The organism is Rhizobium esperanzae, assembly GCF_002204185.1.
Lineage (GTDB): Bacteria > Pseudomonadota > Alphaproteobacteria > Rhizobiales > Rhizobiaceae > Rhizobium > Rhizobium esperanzae.
In genome coordinates, this window is record NZ_MXPU01000009.1 from 180,464 (window position 1) to 195,843 (window position 15,380).

The 15,380-nt window shown below is 59.3% G+C and carries 13 protein-coding genes; 11 read left to right on the forward strand and 2 right to left on the reverse strand.

Annotated features, from left to right (window positions below; all coding sequences use genetic code 11):
- The first annotated feature begins 34 nt into the window (after positions 1-34).
- From B5E41_RS15650 to B5E41_RS15665, 4 genes are all read left to right on the forward strand, one after another.
- On the forward strand, positions 35-1,648 hold the full coding sequence (locus B5E41_RS15650) for an ABC transporter substrate-binding protein (protein ID WP_088395013.1): 1,614 nt from the start codon (positions 35-37) through the stop codon (positions 1,646-1,648).
- An 81-nt stretch (positions 1,649-1,729) separates the two neighbouring features.
- Entirely contained in the window at positions 1,730-2,680 is a 951-nt protein-coding gene (locus B5E41_RS15655; protein ID WP_085861966.1) for an ABC transporter permease, read from the forward strand.
- The gene (locus tag B5E41_RS15660; RefSeq protein WP_064812793.1) at positions 2,677-3,531 is read left to right on the forward strand and encodes an ABC transporter permease; all 855 of its coding nucleotides are present in this window, start codon (positions 2,677-2,679) and stop codon (positions 3,529-3,531) included. Before B5E41_RS15655 ends, B5E41_RS15660 begins: the two co-directional genes overlap by 4 nt.
- Positions 3,531-5,186 (forward strand): ABC transporter ATP-binding protein, encoded by a 1,656-nt coding sequence (locus B5E41_RS15665; protein WP_085861967.1) that lies wholly within the window; start codon positions 3,531-3,533, stop codon positions 5,184-5,186. The genes B5E41_RS15660 and B5E41_RS15665 overlap by 1 nt, the downstream gene beginning before the upstream one ends.
- 255 nt (positions 5,187-5,441) lie before the next feature.
- Here the strand turns inward: B5E41_RS15665 and B5E41_RS15670 are convergent, their stop codons facing one another.
- Positions 5,442-6,143 carry an aspartate/glutamate racemase family protein gene (locus B5E41_RS15670; protein WP_088395015.1) on the reverse strand — a complete coding sequence of 234 codons (702 nt, stop codon included), beginning with the start codon at positions 6,141-6,143 and terminating at the stop codon, positions 5,442-5,444.
- Positions 6,144-6,642: 499 nt separating this feature from the next.
- On the opposite strand from B5E41_RS15670, the gene B5E41_RS15680 reads away from it, so the two are divergent.
- The 7 genes from B5E41_RS15680 to B5E41_RS15710 all read left to right on the forward strand — a co-directional run bounded on the left by B5E41_RS15680 (position 6,643) and on the right by B5E41_RS15710 (position 14,643).
- The gene (locus B5E41_RS15680) at positions 6,643-7,965 is read left to right on the forward strand and encodes an NAD(P)/FAD-dependent oxidoreductase (protein WP_088395017.1); all 1,323 of its coding nucleotides are present in this window, start codon (positions 6,643-6,645) and stop codon (positions 7,963-7,965) included.
- A gap of 57 nt (positions 7,966-8,022) precedes the next feature.
- Positions 8,023-9,150, forward strand: coding sequence for an NAD(P)/FAD-dependent oxidoreductase (locus B5E41_RS15685; RefSeq protein ID WP_088395019.1), 1,128 nt, complete (start codon positions 8,023-8,025; stop codon positions 9,148-9,150).
- Positions 9,131-9,433: a (2Fe-2S)-binding protein gene (locus B5E41_RS15690; protein WP_064812800.1), complete on the forward strand. Its 303-nt coding sequence runs from the start codon at positions 9,131-9,133 to the stop codon at positions 9,431-9,433. The genes B5E41_RS15685 and B5E41_RS15690 overlap by 20 nt, the downstream gene beginning before the upstream one ends.
- On the forward strand, positions 9,430-10,911 hold the full coding sequence (locus B5E41_RS15695; protein ID WP_245303098.1) for an NAD(P)/FAD-dependent oxidoreductase: 1,482 nt from the start codon (positions 9,430-9,432) through the stop codon (positions 10,909-10,911). Before B5E41_RS15690 ends, B5E41_RS15695 begins: the two co-directional genes overlap by 4 nt.
- Positions 10,912-11,107: 196 nt before the next feature.
- Positions 11,108-12,103 carry an ornithine cyclodeaminase family protein gene (locus B5E41_RS15700; protein ID WP_064807715.1) on the forward strand — a complete coding sequence of 332 codons (996 nt, stop codon included), beginning with the start codon at positions 11,108-11,110 and terminating at the stop codon, positions 12,101-12,103.
- A gap of 2 nt (positions 12,104-12,105) precedes the next feature.
- Positions 12,106-13,068 (forward strand): threonine/serine dehydratase family protein, encoded by a 963-nt coding sequence (locus B5E41_RS15705; protein ID WP_088395021.1) that lies wholly within the window; start codon positions 12,106-12,108, stop codon positions 13,066-13,068.
- 147 nt (positions 13,069-13,215) lie between these two features.
- Entirely contained in the window at positions 13,216-14,643 is a 1,428-nt protein-coding gene (locus tag B5E41_RS15710) for an aldehyde dehydrogenase family protein (protein WP_088395023.1), read from the forward strand.
- A gap of 137 nt (positions 14,644-14,780) precedes the next feature.
- On the opposite strand, the gene B5E41_RS15715 is transcribed toward B5E41_RS15710, so the two are convergent.
- The gene (locus tag B5E41_RS15715) at positions 14,781-15,137 is read right to left on the reverse strand and encodes a cupin domain-containing protein (RefSeq protein WP_088395025.1); all 357 of its coding nucleotides are present in this window, start codon (positions 15,135-15,137) and stop codon (positions 14,781-14,783) included.
- Positions 15,138-15,380 lie beyond the last annotated feature (243 nt).

Here is a 15,380-nt window from a genome sequence, read left to right on the forward strand (position 1 = left end):
CAGGCGGCCATCACAGAAAGAAAAGGGGAATGCCATGACCGACTTAAGGACTACGAACTGGACCCGCGCCGACGACGCAGCGGTCGAATGCGCCATCAGACGCGGCGCCACCCGCCGTGAACTGCTGCAGATGCTTCTCGCTGGCGGCGTCGCCATGTCTGCTGGCGGCGTCATCGTTGGTCGCGCCACTAAAGCGATCGCCGCGTCTCCGATCACCGGAGGACATCTCAAGGCGGCAGGCTTCACGTCTTCGACCGCAGACACGCTCGACCCGGCCAAAGCATCGAATTCAACGGATTATTCACGGTGTTCCGCGGTCTATAGCCGCCTTTCCAACCTCGACAGGTCCGGCGCGGTCGAGATGGAGCTGGCGGAAAGCATCGAGAGCACCGATGGCAAGGTGTGGACCGTGAAGCTGCGCAAGGGCGTCACCTTTCACGACGGGAAACAACTTACGTCCGCAGATGTGATCTACTCGCTCAAGCGCCACCTGGATCCCAACGTCGGCTCGAAGGTCAATGCCATCGCAAAGCAAATGACGGGGTTCAAGGCGCTCGACGATCTCACTCTCGAAATAACACTCGCAGACGCCAACGCCGACCTGCCGACCATCCTGGCGCTACAGCACTTCATGATCGTCGCGGAAGGGACCGCCGACTTCTCGAAGGGGAACGGCACAGGGCCTTTCGTTCTCGAAAACTTCGAACCCGGTGTGCGCTCGCTTATGCGGCGGAACGACCATTACTGGAAGTCGAAAGGACCATTTGTCGACTCCTTTGAGTTTTTCGCGATCAGCGACGACAGCTCGCGCGTGAATGCCTTGCTGTCGGGAGACATCCATGTCGCGGCCGCTATCAATCCCCGCTCGGAACGGCTCGTCGAAGGCAGGCCCGGCTTCGTTCTGTCGAAATCGAGCGCCAACAGCTACACCAACCTCAACATGCGCCTCGATACGACCCCTGGTCAAAACAGCGATTTCGTCGCGGGCATGAAGCACCTGGTTAATCGTGAGCAGATCCTGAGGGCAGCCCTGCGCGGGCGCGGTGAAATCGGCAACGACCAGCCGATTTTCCCGGGCAACCCCTATCGCAACGACGATCTCCAGCCGAAGCCGTACGACCCTGAAAAGGCAAAGTTCTATTTCAACAAGGCGGGCGTTCTCGGTCAGTCGATCCCGGTGATCGCGTCCGAGGCCGCGAACTCCGCAATCGACATGGCGATGATTATTCAGGCCGCGGGCGCCGAAATCGGCATGAAGCTCGACGTCCAGCGCGTGCCCTCCGACGGCTATTGGGACAAGTATTGGCTCAAGGCCCCGATCCATTTCGGCAATATCAATTATAGGCCGACGCCCGACATCCTGTTCTCGTTGCTATATGCGTCCGGCGCACCCTGGAATGAGAGCCATTACAAATCGGATAAATTCGACAAGATGCTGATCGAGGCGCGCGGCTCGCTCGATCAGGAGAAGCGTAAAGCGATTTACAATGAGATGCAGGTGATGATTGCCAATGAGGCCGGCACCATCATTCCGGCCTACCTGACCGGGATCGACGCCATCACGGACAAGCTCAAGGGCATGGAAACGAACCCGCTCGGAGGTATGATGGGTTATCGCATGGCCGAGCATGTTTGGTTTGAATCGTGATCGACAAAGTAGTCTCGGGGCTGCCGCCACGTTGCTGTGGCCCCTCTGCACTTTGGTTCCGATAACTGGAAGGAAGCGAGTGTGAACAAAGAGGTCTTATCCCTGGTGCTGAGCAGATTGCTCATCGCCCTGATCACCTTGGTCATCGTCTCGTTCGCGGTCTTTACAGCGACGACGCTCCTGCCGGGGGATACTGCTTCGATCCTTCTCGGCCAGGCTGCAACGCCGGAGGCCGTCGCCGGATTGCGCACGGCCATGCATCTCGACGACCCGGCATTTCTGCGTTTTATCTATTGGATGGGCGGACTGCTATCGGGTGACCTGGGCACGTCCTACGCCAACAACATGCCGGTCGCCGACCTGATCGGCGGCCGGTTCGCGAACTCGATGAAGCTTGCGGGCGTCACGGCCTTGTTCGCAGTACCGATTGCATTGACGCTCGGCATCACCGCCGCCATGGTAAGGGGCTCGCTTTATGATCGAGCGGTCACCGTATTTACGATCGGCGTCATATCGGTACCGGAATTCATGATAGCGACGTTGGCTGTCATGTTCTTTGCAGTCTATTTGCAATGGCTGCCCGCGATTTCACTCACCAACGAAGTCCACACTATCACCGACATAGTGCGCGTCTACGCGATGCCGGTGATCACCCTCACCTTCGGGGTGTCCGCGCAGATGATCCGCATGACGCGGGCTGCGGTGGTGGAAACACTGAATACACCCTATGCCGAAATGGCACTATTGAAGGGTGCCTCACGAAGCCGCATCGTGTTGAAACATGCGCTGCCAAACGCCCTCGGTCCGATCGTCAACGCAATTGCCCTCTCCCTTTCATACCTTCTGGGCGGAGTAATCATCGTCGAGACGATCTTCAACTATCCCGGCATCGCCAAGCTCATGGTCGACGCCGTCGCCACCCGCGATCTCCCGCTCATCCAATCCTGCGCGATGATATTCTGCGTCGGCTATCTGATCCTGATCACGACGGCCGATATCATCGCTATTCTTGCCAACCCGAGGCTACGATGATGACCACGATCGAAACACATGCGCTAAAGCGTCGGAAATTCGCCTATCGCATCAACCTGGTCGGTGTGGTCGGCTTCGCCGTCATTGCTTTCTGGGCAATCATCGCCGTCATTGCTCCCTGGATCATCCCCCATCCGGTGGGTGAGATACTCGATTTTGACTATTTCGGCCCCATGAGCCAGCAGTTCTGGCTCGGTTCAGACTATCTGGGACGTGACATGCTTTCGCGCATCCTGATGGGAGCACGCTATACGGTCGGCATTTCGTTAGTCGCGGTTAGCATCGCCTGCTTCTCGGGCGTCGTGCTCGGCATGATCGCGGCGGTATCTGGGGGATGGGTCGACACCTTTCTCAGTCGCTTTCTCGATGCCCTGAATTCCATTCCAAGCAAACTTTTTGGCCTCGTGGTCGTGGCGGCGGTCGGATCGTCCATTCCCGTTCTGGTGCTGACACTTGCGGTGATCTACACGCCCGGCTCCTATCGCTTCGCCCGGGCTCTCGCAGTCAACATCAATACGATGGACTTCATCACCGTGGCCCGCGCTCGCGGCGAAGGTATAGCTTACTTGGTCGCGTCCGAAATCCTGCCCAATATTGTCGGGCCGGTTCTTGCCGACCTGGGCCTGCGCTTCGTCTTCATCGTGCTGCTCCTATCGGGTCTTTCGTTCCTCGGGCTTGGCGTGCAGCCGCCCTACGCGGATTGGGGAGCCCTGGTGCGCGAGAATATCGGCGGCCTCCCGCTCGGCGCACCCGCGGTGATTTTCCCCTCGATCGCTATCGCCACGCTGACGATCAGCGTCAATCTGCTGATCGACAACCTTCCTCAAAAAATACGCGATCGGAGCGAATGATGGCCAACCTCGTCGAAATCCGTGACCTCAAGGTCGAAGCCAAGACCGACTCCGGCCGCGTCGTCGAAATCATCCGTGGCGTCAGTTTCGAAGTCGCTGAAGGCGAGATCGTCGCTCTGATCGGTGAAAGTGGGTCAGGCAAGACGACCATCGCTCTAACCCTGATGGGCCATGCCCGCGCCGGCTGTCGGATCAGCGGCGGCTCCGTCGTGCTCGCCGGTCAGGACATGGCAAGCCTTCCGGAGCGAAAACGGGCCAAGATCCGGGGAACCGTCGTCTCATATGTACCACAAAGTGCCGCCGCGGCCTTCAACCCGTCACAGACGATCATGGAACAGGTCATCGAGATCGCTCGCATCCATGACCTGATGCCCGCCGAAGAGGCCCGCACCCGCGCGGTAAGCCTATTCAAGGCGCTCTCGCTTCCCGATCCGGAAACGATCGGTTCCCGTTATCCGCATCAGGTTTCCGGCGGTCAGTTGCAGCGCCTCTCGGCCGCGATGGCCCTGATCGGTGATCCAAAACTTGTCATCTTCGACGAGCCCACGACGGCGCTTGATGTGACCACACAGATCGAAGTGCTGCGCGCCTTTAAATCCGTAATGCACAAGGGTCGCATCGGCGGCGTGTACGTCTCGCACGATCTTGCCGTAGTGGCCCAAATTGCCGATCGCATCGTTGTCCTCAAAGGAGGCGAAGTCCAGGAGATCGGAAGCACCGAGCAAATCCTCAGCAGACCGCAGCATCCTTATACCAAGGAGTTGTTAGGCGCTTTCAAGCCGGAAGCGCGGGCCAAATCCCCTGACAAGCAGCAGAGCAAAGCGATTCTTCAGGTGCAAGACCTTATCGCAGGCTATGGACCCATCCAGGCCGATGGCACACCCCTCGTCAAAGCCCTGAAATCCGTCAGCGTCGAGGTTGAGAGCGGTTGCAATCTGGGAATTATCGGTGAGTCCGGCTGCGGCAAATCCACCCTGGCTCGAACGATTGCCGGCATCATTCCCGCAACCGCGGGCAAGATCACCTTCAATGGACAGACGCTGGCGCCAGCCGCCGGCGCCCGTACGCGAGAACAGTTGCGAGAGCTGCAGATCGTTTTCCAATACGCCGACACCGCACTCAATCCCGCCAAATCGATCAGCGATATTCTCGGGCGACCGTTGGCCTTTTATCACGGCATGACAGGTGAGAAGCGTGAGAAGCGGATCGACGAACTCCTGGATATGGTTCGGCTGCCCCGGGCCTTGAAGCACCGGCGCCCGTCAGAACTGTCCGGGGGTCAGAAGCAGCGCGTCAACTTCGCTCGCGCGCTCGCTGCCGAGCCAAAACTGATCCTGTGTGACGAGGTTACGTCGGCACTTGATACCGTAGTTGCCGCAGCCGTCATCGACCTTCTCAAGGAGCTGCAGCGGGAGCTTTCTCTCTCCTACATTTTTATCAGCCACGACCTCTCCGTGGTCGAGGCGATCTGCGACGAAGTCGCGGTGATGTATGCGGGCGAAAAGATCGAGCAGCTCCCTCCCTCGGCCATGAGCAGCAGCGCGAGCCACCCCTACTCACAGCTACTGTTCTCCTCCGTCCCGAAGCTCGACCCGGCCTGGCTCGACGGGCTCAAGCAGGATCCGAAGCTGATCCGCGCCGTCGGAGGCGGATAATTGCGGGAAGGAGGCTCTCAGCGGCAGGTGCGACTTGACGGTCGGCGAGTTTCAGCGCACGTCGCGCAAATATTTGTCGATGCCACATCCATTGTTCATCAGGTCGCTCCGCGATTTCCTGATGTTCGCCGATTTTGCTGGCCGCCAGTTGATCCTTGGATGAGCAGTGCGCCTATCATTTCTGCCGCGTCGCCCCTGAACGACGCGAACCCAGTCTCAACCATCCGTTGAGCTGCCGGAATATCGATGGGTTACCTAGCCTCTCAGGGCTTTCCCCGACGTCGCGCTCTTCAGCGCTGAGGACATGTGCAGCACTCCAAGTTCGGGACTAGCTAGTATTGGTACCGGCGTGCCTTTCATCTCGCTCAGCGCATTTGCCATCGATGCTTGAGCTAGAACAACCACGTCAACGTTGCCCAACAGAGCAGCAAGGCCTTCACGTATCAGCGCATCATGCGCCGCTCTGTCTCCGTCCCGCAGTTTCTCAAACGCCCCTTCGCAGAGATGACTTGTAAGGAGAATTTCGCGACCCATTCGCTGAGCATGGCGTTCGATCAAATGGGTCGTCGGGCTCAATGTTGTGAACAGCGTTGCGAGGACGCCAATTCGATCTCCGCATTGCAAGGCCTCAATTGCCACCCCATCATCTATACGGAAGAGAGGTACGGGGCAGAGTGGCATTGCCGCATCCACTGCAGGGCCGAGCGACGAACAAGTGACGAGGACTGCGGAAGCCCCCGCATCCACCGCCGACCAAATGTGAGTCGCAAGCCGCCGCATGGTCTGACGTGACAGCGCGCCTTCGCGGATCGTGTGCCCCAGCAAGCTCTCATCCAACATATTAAACGGGCGCCAACCGGGCAGATGGCGGGTAACGAGTTCGTTGAACGCGGGGATGATCCCGTGGACCGTGTGGATCATGGCAAGCGCAGGGGACTCATAAGTGCCAGTAGTCATAGAATATCTCGGTTTTTTATTGTGCACGCTCTTTATCGTGAGGCTGTAGCAGCGGGGGTGACATGGACCTGATCAGGGCATCTGTCGTGCTCGACGGGAAACCAATTCAAAAACCGCTGTCGTCAGACGATGCTCTGTAGCTTACCCGGTCGACCGTCCTAGCTGTGACTGTCGCGCCGCCGAAAACGGAATTTCCTGCCGCCCCTGCATTTGCATTCGATACATGCTGCTCGCCTCCGCTCGGTAGCTTCACATGACCTGCCCTGTCCGTCGGGAATTTCCTGCGTCCGGCAGAAGGCGTCATCGAAATGCATCCGTCCGAACGGCTAGGCTTGGGCGCTTCCCGCCCGACTCGCACGTCGTTCCGGTACCGGAACTTCACTGGGGCTATCTCGTCGAAGTCGATGCGATAGCCGTCATTGCCTCAATTGCTCCCGCCGGAGGAGCAGGAAACAGTGCCGTATAGATCGGCCGCCAAAATCAGTTCAGGTCAGCCCCCATGTCTCCAATTGTCAAGCGCATACCGAACGATCAAGAGCTTCCCGCAAAGGCTGATGTTGTCGTCATTGGCGGCGGCATTATTGGTGCAACGGCAGCTTTCTTTCTCGCGGAGCGGGGACTGTCCGTAGCTCTGGTCGAAAAGGGCTATGTCGGCTGCGAGCAGTCGAGCCGCAACTGGGGTTGGTGCCGGCGGCAGAACCGGGATGCACGCGAGTTACCGCTCTCGGGCATCGCTTTGCAAGCTTGGGATGAGTTTGCGGCTAAAATCGGTGAGGACGTGGGCTTCCGCCGATGCGGTCTGCTTTACGCTACGGATAATCCGCGGCAACTGGCGGAATGGGAAGCATGGCGTGAGACCGCCCGGCAGTTCAATGTCAATACGAAGATGCTCAGCGCAAAGGAAGCGGCTGCCACGATCCCGGCAAATGGACGCCGATGGGTCGGCGGCGTGCATTCGATCGATGATGGCAAGGGCGAGCCCGCCATCGCCGCGCCGACGATCGCGTACGGCGCTCGCAAATTTGGCGCGACGATCCACCAGGAGTGCGCTGCGCAAGGTCTCGATCTGGTCAATGGAGCTGTGGCGGGGGTCATCACCGAAAAGGGAACCATCCGGACACAAGCCGTCCTTTGTGCTGGCGGTGCCTGGACGTCGATGTTTTGCCGCCAGCACGGCGTTGTGTTTCCACAGGCGAGCGTGCGCCAGACAGCGCTTCGTACGCGGCCCACGAAGGATCTGGGTGAGGCGATCTATACGCCGGACTGCGCGCTGACCCGCCGGTTGGATGGCAGTTACACGCTTGCGATCAGCGGTAGGGCAATGCTGGATATCACTCCACAAGGCATTCGCTACGCCCGCTGGTTCATGCCGATGTTCATGAAGCGTCTGAAAGCGGTGCAGTTCGGCATCGGCAAATCCTTCCTCCAGGGTCCGGAGGCATTCGGAAGCTTGAACACGAGTAAACCGTCGGCCTTCGAGCGGATGCGCGTTCTCGACCCGCCGCCGAGCCGCCGCACGATCGCGGCCATTTTGAAACGGGTCATCGAGCAGTTTCCTGCGTTGGCGGGCGTCGAAATCGCCGACAGCTGGGGAGCCTACGTGGATTTCACGCCGGACGCGGTGCCGGTCATCTCGCCGGCCGATCGTGTGAAGGGCCTTTACCTGGCCGCGGGCGGCTCCGGGCACGGCTTCGGCCTCGGCCCGGGCATCGGCCGCCTGGCCGCCGACCTCGTTGCCAACGATACACCCTGTGTCGACCCCACCCCCTTCCGCCTGTCGCGCCTGGTGGACGGTTCGAAAGTTAAGGTAGGTGCCATCTGAACGTGAGTGCCGGCCAGCAAGAGGCCGTTGATACACGCATGGAAGGAAGCTAGCGAAATGGATTACGACGTAATCATCATAGGCGGCGGCCTCGTGGGCGTATCGATTGCCTGGGGTCTGTCCACGTGCGGACAAAGGATTGCCGTCATCGATGAAGGCGATGTGGCAAACAGGGCGGCACGGGCGAATTTCGGTCTCGTATGGAGTTCAAGCAAGGGCCTCGGCAACGCCGCCTATTCGCGGTGGTCGCGAATCTCGACTGCAAACTGGCACCAGTTGGCGGCCGAGCTCAAGGCCGAAACCGGCGTCGACACTGGATTCGTCCAATCGGGCGGCTTCTCAATTCGGCTCACGTCTACGGAGCTGGAACGCGGGATCACATCCATGGCGAAGCTGGCCGGCCAGCCCGGAATGGAGGCGGAAGGAACCCCACCGCTCGAATATGAGATACTCGATCAGGCGGAGACGCGTCGCCGCTTGCCGCTGGTCGGCGAGACCGTGGCAGGGGCGATTTTCAGCCCGCTCGATGGACACGTTAATCCGCTGCGGCTGTTCGCAGGCTTTCATAAGGCGCTTAAGCAGCGTGGCGTTCATTATCTGCCGCATCGGCAGACGATTGCGATCAGTCATCGCACAGGTACGTTCGAATTGGCAGGAGACGGGTGGCGACTCGGTGCCGGCAAGATCGTCCTTGCTGCAGGGATCGGCAACACCGCGCTCGCTCCGATGGTCGGGCTGAACGTTCCGCTCTCGCCCAGCCGCGGCCAGATCATTGTGACCGAGCGGCTGAAGCCCTTCCTAAGCCATGCCACCGGCCATCTGCGGCAGACAGACGAGGGATCTGTGCTGATCGGCGAAAGCAAGGAAACCACAATCGATCACCAGCGGCCGCGCGGGCCGATTACGGCGGTCCTGGCTGAGCGCGCCGTGCGCACATTCCCACTTCTAAAGGACGCCAGTGCAGTGCGGATCTGGGCCGCATTCCGAGTAGTGACGCCGGACGGCTACCCCATTTACGAGCAGTCAGAGAGGTTTCCTGGTGCGTTCGCATGTGCCTGCCATTCCGGCGTGACTCTGGCGGCCAATCATGCGCTGGTCCTGTCGCGGCAGATTTCAGCCGGCGCGCTTTCTGACGATCTTTCCGCATTTCATTCCCGGAGGTTCCATGTTCCGGCGGCTGCCTGACCGAAAGGAGAGTTCAATTTCATTCACATTCAACGGTATGCCGACCATGGCCAGACAAGGCGATAGCGTTGCCGCCGCACTGTTAGCCGCGGGATATGGCAGCACGCGTCGCAGCCCGGTGTCGGGCGCCGCCCGTGGTCCTTACTGCATGATGGGTGTCTGCTTCGAGTGCCTCGTCAAAATCGATGGCCGGCCGAACCAGCAGGGTTGCATGACCAACGTTGCGGAGGGGATGCGGATCGAAACACAGGAGGGCGCGGCCATGCCGAGGCAGGAAGGGTGATTAGAAACATTCAGTCTGCCACCGATCTCGCGCCTGCCTATGACGTCGTCGTCGTTGGCGCGGGCCCTGCCGGCCTCTCGGCAGCCATCGAAGCCTCGATCCACGGTCTCGCGGTTTTGCTCGCCGATGAAAATGAATCCCCTGGCGGGCAGATTTATCGGTCGGTCGAGCATGCATCAGATGCCGACCTCGCCCGCATGGGGCCGGACTACGCTGCCGGGCGGAAGCTCATCGAGCGATTTCGGCAAGGAAACTTGAGCTACGCCCCCCGTGCGACTGTGTGGAGTGTCGGGCCTGCTGACGAAGAATTGGACGGCGCGCATCCGCTCGAGGTCGGGATTACCCTCGGCGAGATTGCTCGACCGATCGCCGCCCATCGGGTGATCCTCGCAACAGGCGCGCTCGAACGCCCGTTCCCGTTCCCAGGGTGGACCATGCCGGGTGTCATGACGGCGGGAGCGGCGCAGATCTTGATGAAGTCGTCAGGTCTCGTGCCGTCCGTGCGCACCATCCTCGCCGGAACCGGGCCGCTGCTGCACTTAGTGGCAAGCCAGCTTCTCCGGGCAGGCGTAGATGTCATCGCAGTTGTCGACGCCACGCCACGCGAGAACTGGCGTACGGCTCTCGTTCATCTGCCCGCCTTTGTCACCTCACCCCATGCCCTTAAAGGCCTGAAACTTCTCTTCGACGTTCACCGGCGGGCGCGAGTCGTTCGCGGGGTGACCGCAATCGAGGCCGTTGGGCAGGAAAAATTCAGCGCTCTGCGCGCGAGCAGGGGCAAGAATTCTCTCGAGATTGAAGGCGACCTTCTCCTCCTGCACCAAGGAATCGCGCCAAACCTCAATCTCACGCTAGCGGCGGGATGCGATTACTATTGGGATGAGCATTCGGCCGTTTTCCGCCCGAGCGTCGATGCCTGTGGCGCAAGTTCCGTTCCAGGTGTTTCGATCGCCGGCGATGGTGCCGGCATCGTCGGCGCGGTTGCCTCCGCACTCCAAGGGGAGTTGGCTGGCCTCAATGCCTCATTTGACTTAAACCTCATTGACCGAAATGCTTACGGAGAGCGTCGGGCACGGCTCACTCGGGAGCTAGCTCGAGCCATGAGAGGCAGGACGTTCATCGAGCGTCGCTTTCGTTCTGGCGAGAAATTCCGGATCCCGGAGCACGACAGCACCATCGTCTGCCGCTGCGAGGAAATTACGGCTGGGAAGCTGCGCGAGGTTGCAGCGCTCGGCGTGCCGGGCCCGAACCAGATGAAGGCGTTCACACGATGTGGAATGGGCCCATGTCAAGGCCGGCTGTGCGGCATGACTGCGGTCGAACTGCTGGCAAAATGCCGTGGCGGCTCGCCCAGCGACGCTGGTTACTATCGGCTGCGCCCGCCCATCAAACCAGTGACGCTGGGCGAGCTAGCCGCTTGGCCGCACACGGATGCAGCCATCGTCGCTGTCGCCGGATTCTTAGAAACGCGGCGCTGATGGCGCACAACACAATCCATGGGCGCCACCAAGGCGCGGGCCGCACTCTCTGCCAAAAGCTGAGCGCAATGTAAAATAATCTGCCTGGGGCTCCGCGCATATGGCTAATAAAGCCAAAGCTCGGCGATTATGATGATCGCGGAATTGGGCGGAATAATCGAAGCGTTGGTTGAATCAAGAAATAGAGAGCTGGTGCATGAAAACGCTGCTGCTTAAAAAGGACGAGGTCAGTCGACTGATCAGCGTGACGGAAGTCATCGCTGCCGTGGAAGAGGCGTACAAGGCCTTTAGCAGTGATCAGGTGGAGCAACCTGACTATATGGGGATAGATCTCCCGTCGCCTCGGGGGGAAATCGACTTTAAGCTTGGCTACTACAAAGCCAATGAAATAATCTCCATGAAAGCCTCTTCCGGCGGGTTCATTGATAACCCGACTGCACACGGAGTGCCCAATGGCATGGCGACGATTTTCCTGTTCGACGCCAGGAGCGGTGCGTTGATTTGCGTTATGGATGGAAGTTTGATTCTTGGTCTCAGAACGGGAGCGTCTGGAGCCGTCTCCGTCAAAGCACTGGCGAGGAAGAACGCCACGACGGTCGCATCGATCGGCACTGGCAATCAAGCGAGAATGCAAATCCGTTCGATCAACGAGATCATGAAGATCGAGGAGATCCACGCCTGGGACAGCAACCCCGACACGCTCTTCAAATACAAGACGGATATTGAAAGCGAGCTTGGCATTCCTGTCATGATGGCGAACTCCAAAAAGGAGGCCGTCGAGCAGGCCGATATCCTTGTTACCACGACCCGCGGAAGAGGCTCGCTCGTAGAAGCGGGTTGGGTCAGGCCCGGCACGCACATTGTTGCGATCGGCACGGATCAACAAGGCAAGCAGGAATTGGATCCAGAGATATTCAGGAACGCAAAGCTAGTCGTCGACTCGATGGCGCAGTGCACCGAGAAGGGCGAAACCTGGCATCCCCTGAACAAGAATATCATCACCAAAGACGACATTCATGGTGAAATCGGCGAGATATTGCTGGGAAGGAAACCTGGACGAGAAAGTGATGACGAAATCACGATCTTCGACTCCACGGGCATGGCCATACAGGACAATACGACGGCCAGCAAAATTTATCATAACGCCATAGCCAATAACGTCGGCACCTTCTTTCAGTTTTTCGAGCAATGACCATGCGCAATTTCCCCACCATTCACGACATCCGTGAAGCTCAAGAGCGGCTGAAACCGCACGTCAGACATACCCCCCTGTTGCGTGCGGACAAGATCGAGAAAGTGGTTGGTTGTCAGCTCTATCTCAAGCCCGAAACCCTACAGATTACTGGCGCGTTCAAGATCCGCGGCGCTCTGAACAAGGCTCTCTCGCTCTCCCGAGAAGAGATCGCCAACGGGATCATCGCGACCTCGTCGGGCAACCATGCCCAAGGGCTCGCTTATGCCGCCAGGATGCTGGGTGTGAAAGCGATTTTGGTCCTTCCGGTCACCACGCCCAAGATCAAAATCGAAAACACCAAGGCCCTCGGAGCGGAAGTTATTCTTTTCGACGGCGACACCGCCGCCAGATGGAAAAGGGTGTATGAAATCGCCGAAGAAAACAGATACGCGGCTGTTCACGCTTTTGAGGACCCCATAGTAATGGCCGGTCAGGGAACGATCGGTTGTGAAATATTGCAGGATCTGGAGGATGTGGATACCGTCATCGTTCCCGTAGGGGGCGGAGGGCTGATCTCGGGAATCGCGACCGCCATTAAGGAAACGAACCCATCCGTGCGGATCATAGGCGCGGAACCTGCGTTGACACCCAAGTATTTCCATAGCCGGATCAACAAGGAGCGGACAACGCTTCCCTTGAAGAACACAATTGCCGATGGCTTGAGGATAAGCGTCCCGGGGCAAAACCCCTATCCCATTATCGAAAGATATGTGGACGAGATTGTTCTTGTTGACGACGAACACATCATTGCCGGGATGCGTGCCCTTGCCAAAGATGCAAAATTGATCGCTGAACCGGCCGCCTCCATTGGAATCGGAGCCTTGTTGGCAGGCAGCATACACGTGAAGCCAGAAGAGAAAGTCTGTACGGTGCTGTCCGGCGGGAACTGGGATCTACACGACCTGGCCGAGATTTACAATTAGCGCTGTGATCCATTCAGCTTCGGTCAATGCACCACCCGGTCGCCGTTAAAGGTCTGCGATCATCCTTTGGCAACTACAAGCTGTCCGCCGTTCGGCGTATCGCGGACTGCGTTCGTCGGCAGACCAAGCAACAGATTGGAGCCATCAATGATGCATGCCCACAGGTTCTATATCGACGGTGAGTGGGTCGAACCCTGCGTCTCGAAAACACTCGAAGTCATCGATCCTTCGACGGAGCAGCCGGCGGGCACGATTGCGCTCGGCAGCGCCGCCGACGTGCAGAGGGCGGTCACGGCAGCGCGGGGGGCGTTCGCCTTCTTCTCTCAGACCTCCAAGACCGAGCGCATCGATCTGCTGAAGCGCATAGTGGATATCCTCAAGCGCCGCAACGACGAGCTCGGCGATGTCATCTCGCGGGAAATGGGCGCTCCCCTCGCCATGGCCCGGGCAGAGCAGGCCGGTATCGGAGCTACCCATTTCGAGCAGACGATCAAGGCCATCGAGACTTTTGCCTTCGACTACATGCAGGGCTCTACCCGCATCGTACACGAGCCTATCGGGGTCGTCGCGATGATCAGCCCCTGGAACTGGCCGATCAATCAGATCGCCTGCAAGGTCGCTCCAGCGCTCGCTACGGGATGCACTATGGTCCTGAAGCCATCGGAGATCACTCCGTTCAGTGCCGTGATCTTCGCCGAGATCATGGATGAGGCCGGCGTGCCGAAAGGCGTCTTCAACCTCGTCCAAGGCGACGGACCTACTGTCGGAACCGCACTGGCCAGCCATCCGGATGTGGATATGGTGTCCTTCACCGGCTCGACGCGGGCCGGCATTGCCGTGGCACAGGCGGCGGCACCGACCGTCAAGCGAGTGCATCAGGAACTCGGCGGCAAGTCGCCGAACATCATCCTGCCCAGCGCCGATTTCGCCGCCGCGGTCAGCGCTGGCGTACGCCGGTGCTTCGGCAATTCCGGCCAGACCTGCACCGCGCCAACGCGGATGCTGGTGCCGGCGGAGCGAATGGAGGAAGCAGGCTTGATCGCCGCGAGGGAAGCGGCTGCGCTCGTCGTCGGCCCGCCCTCGGATCCACGCACCGACCTCGGACCGGTCGCGAGCGGCGCGCAGTTCGACAAGATCCAGACGCTGATCGAACGCGGCATCGCGGAAGGAGCGGAGCTCGTCGCCGGTGGTCCTGGGCGCCCTTCGCATCTCAATTCCGGCTATTACGTGCGCCCGACCGTGTTTGCCCGCGTCACCAATCAGATGACGATCGCACGGGAGGAGATCTTCGGCCCGGTACTGTCGATCATCGGCTATGATAACGAAGAGGAAGCGATCGCGATCGCCAACGACAGCCCCTACGGTCTGGCGGCCTACATTCAGGGAGATCCGCAAGAAGCGCGGGCGCTCGCAGGCAGGCTGCGCGCCGGCACTGTTCGCCTCAACAGCTGCGCCTGGGACAGCGCCGCCCCTTTTGGCGGCTACAAGCAATCAGGCAACGGTCGGGAGTACGGCAAGTTCGGACTGCACGAGTTTAGCGAAACCAAGAGCATCGTCGGCTTCTTGGACGAGTGAATGTCCAAACTTCGGTATGTCCGTTCGGGGATGTTTACGCGAGGCGCTGTAGTAACGTCGGTTCAGATTTCTGAAGTCGCCTCATCTGGAATTCTCAGGTGCGCCTTTATTCTAGTGGGCGCACCTGAGATCTGCTGTCACTCGTAAACACAAACGTAGATCTTGCGTACGGTCTCAATAGTACGCCAAACCCCAACGAACCCGGGCTTCATGACAAAGCTGTCACCACCCCGATAGGTTTTCGTCTCGCCGCCCTTCTCCTCGATTTCTACGAGGCCCGAAATAATATGGCAGAATTCGTAGGTGGTGCCTTTGATCGAATGATGCTCGCCAGGCGTCGCTTCCCAGACGCCGGTTAACACCTTCTCCACCTTTGAAGCATCCTGGGCCCAGGTCTTGAAAAAGGGATTGCCCGAAATCAGACGCTCCGGCCCAGGGACCGCGTCCTTTGGCGCGAAATCCGGATTGGTGTCGATGGTGACCAACAGTGACATGTCATCTTCCTTCTTTGAGAGGCGGTTCTGATCTACGAGGCGAGGGTTGGACTGTTTCCGAGCGCGACAGCTGAGCAGTACGGGCTGCCAATGGCCTCGACCCTCCCGGCCTGCCTCTGGGATGGGTCGTGGTGTCATCCGAGATTAAGGCGATGCGGAAGTCGGCGTTACCGAATAAGGCCTTGTTTCAGTCGTAAATTTCGAAATCTCTCCACGACCCAGCCACACCTGCGGACTATTGCG

What these genes read in the sequence shown, in the direction of transcription:
- B5E41_RS15705 (WP_088395021.1), top strand. Translation starts at nt 12,106, where the DNA reads ATGCGCAATTTCCCCACCATTCACGACATCCGTGAAGCTCAAGAGCGG.
- B5E41_RS15670 (WP_088395015.1), bottom strand. Translation starts at nt 6,143, where the DNA reads ATGACTACTGGCACTTATGAGTCCCCTGCGCTTGCCATGATCCACACG.
- B5E41_RS15710 (WP_088395023.1), top strand. Translation starts at nt 13,216, where the DNA reads ATGATGCATGCCCACAGGTTCTATATCGACGGTGAGTGGGTCGAACCC.
- B5E41_RS15715 (WP_088395025.1), bottom strand. Translation starts at nt 15,137, where the DNA reads ATGTCACTGTTGGTCACCATCGACACCAATCCGGATTTCGCGCCAAAG.
- B5E41_RS15690 (WP_064812800.1), top strand. Translation starts at nt 9,131, where the DNA reads ATGTTCCGGCGGCTGCCTGACCGAAAGGAGAGTTCAATTTCATTCACA.
- B5E41_RS15660 (WP_064812793.1), top strand. Translation starts at nt 2,677, where the DNA reads ATGATGACCACGATCGAAACACATGCGCTAAAGCGTCGGAAATTCGCC.
- B5E41_RS15650 (WP_088395013.1), top strand. Translation starts at nt 35, where the DNA reads ATGACCGACTTAAGGACTACGAACTGGACCCGCGCCGACGACGCAGCG.
- B5E41_RS15700 (WP_064807715.1), top strand. Translation starts at nt 11,108, where the DNA reads ATGAAAACGCTGCTGCTTAAAAAGGACGAGGTCAGTCGACTGATCAGC.
- B5E41_RS15680 (WP_088395017.1), top strand. Translation starts at nt 6,643, where the DNA reads ATGTCTCCAATTGTCAAGCGCATACCGAACGATCAAGAGCTTCCCGCA.
- B5E41_RS15685 (WP_088395019.1), top strand. Translation starts at nt 8,023, where the DNA reads ATGGATTACGACGTAATCATCATAGGCGGCGGCCTCGTGGGCGTATCG.
- B5E41_RS15665 (WP_085861967.1), top strand. Translation starts at nt 3,531, where the DNA reads ATGGCCAACCTCGTCGAAATCCGTGACCTCAAGGTCGAAGCCAAGACC.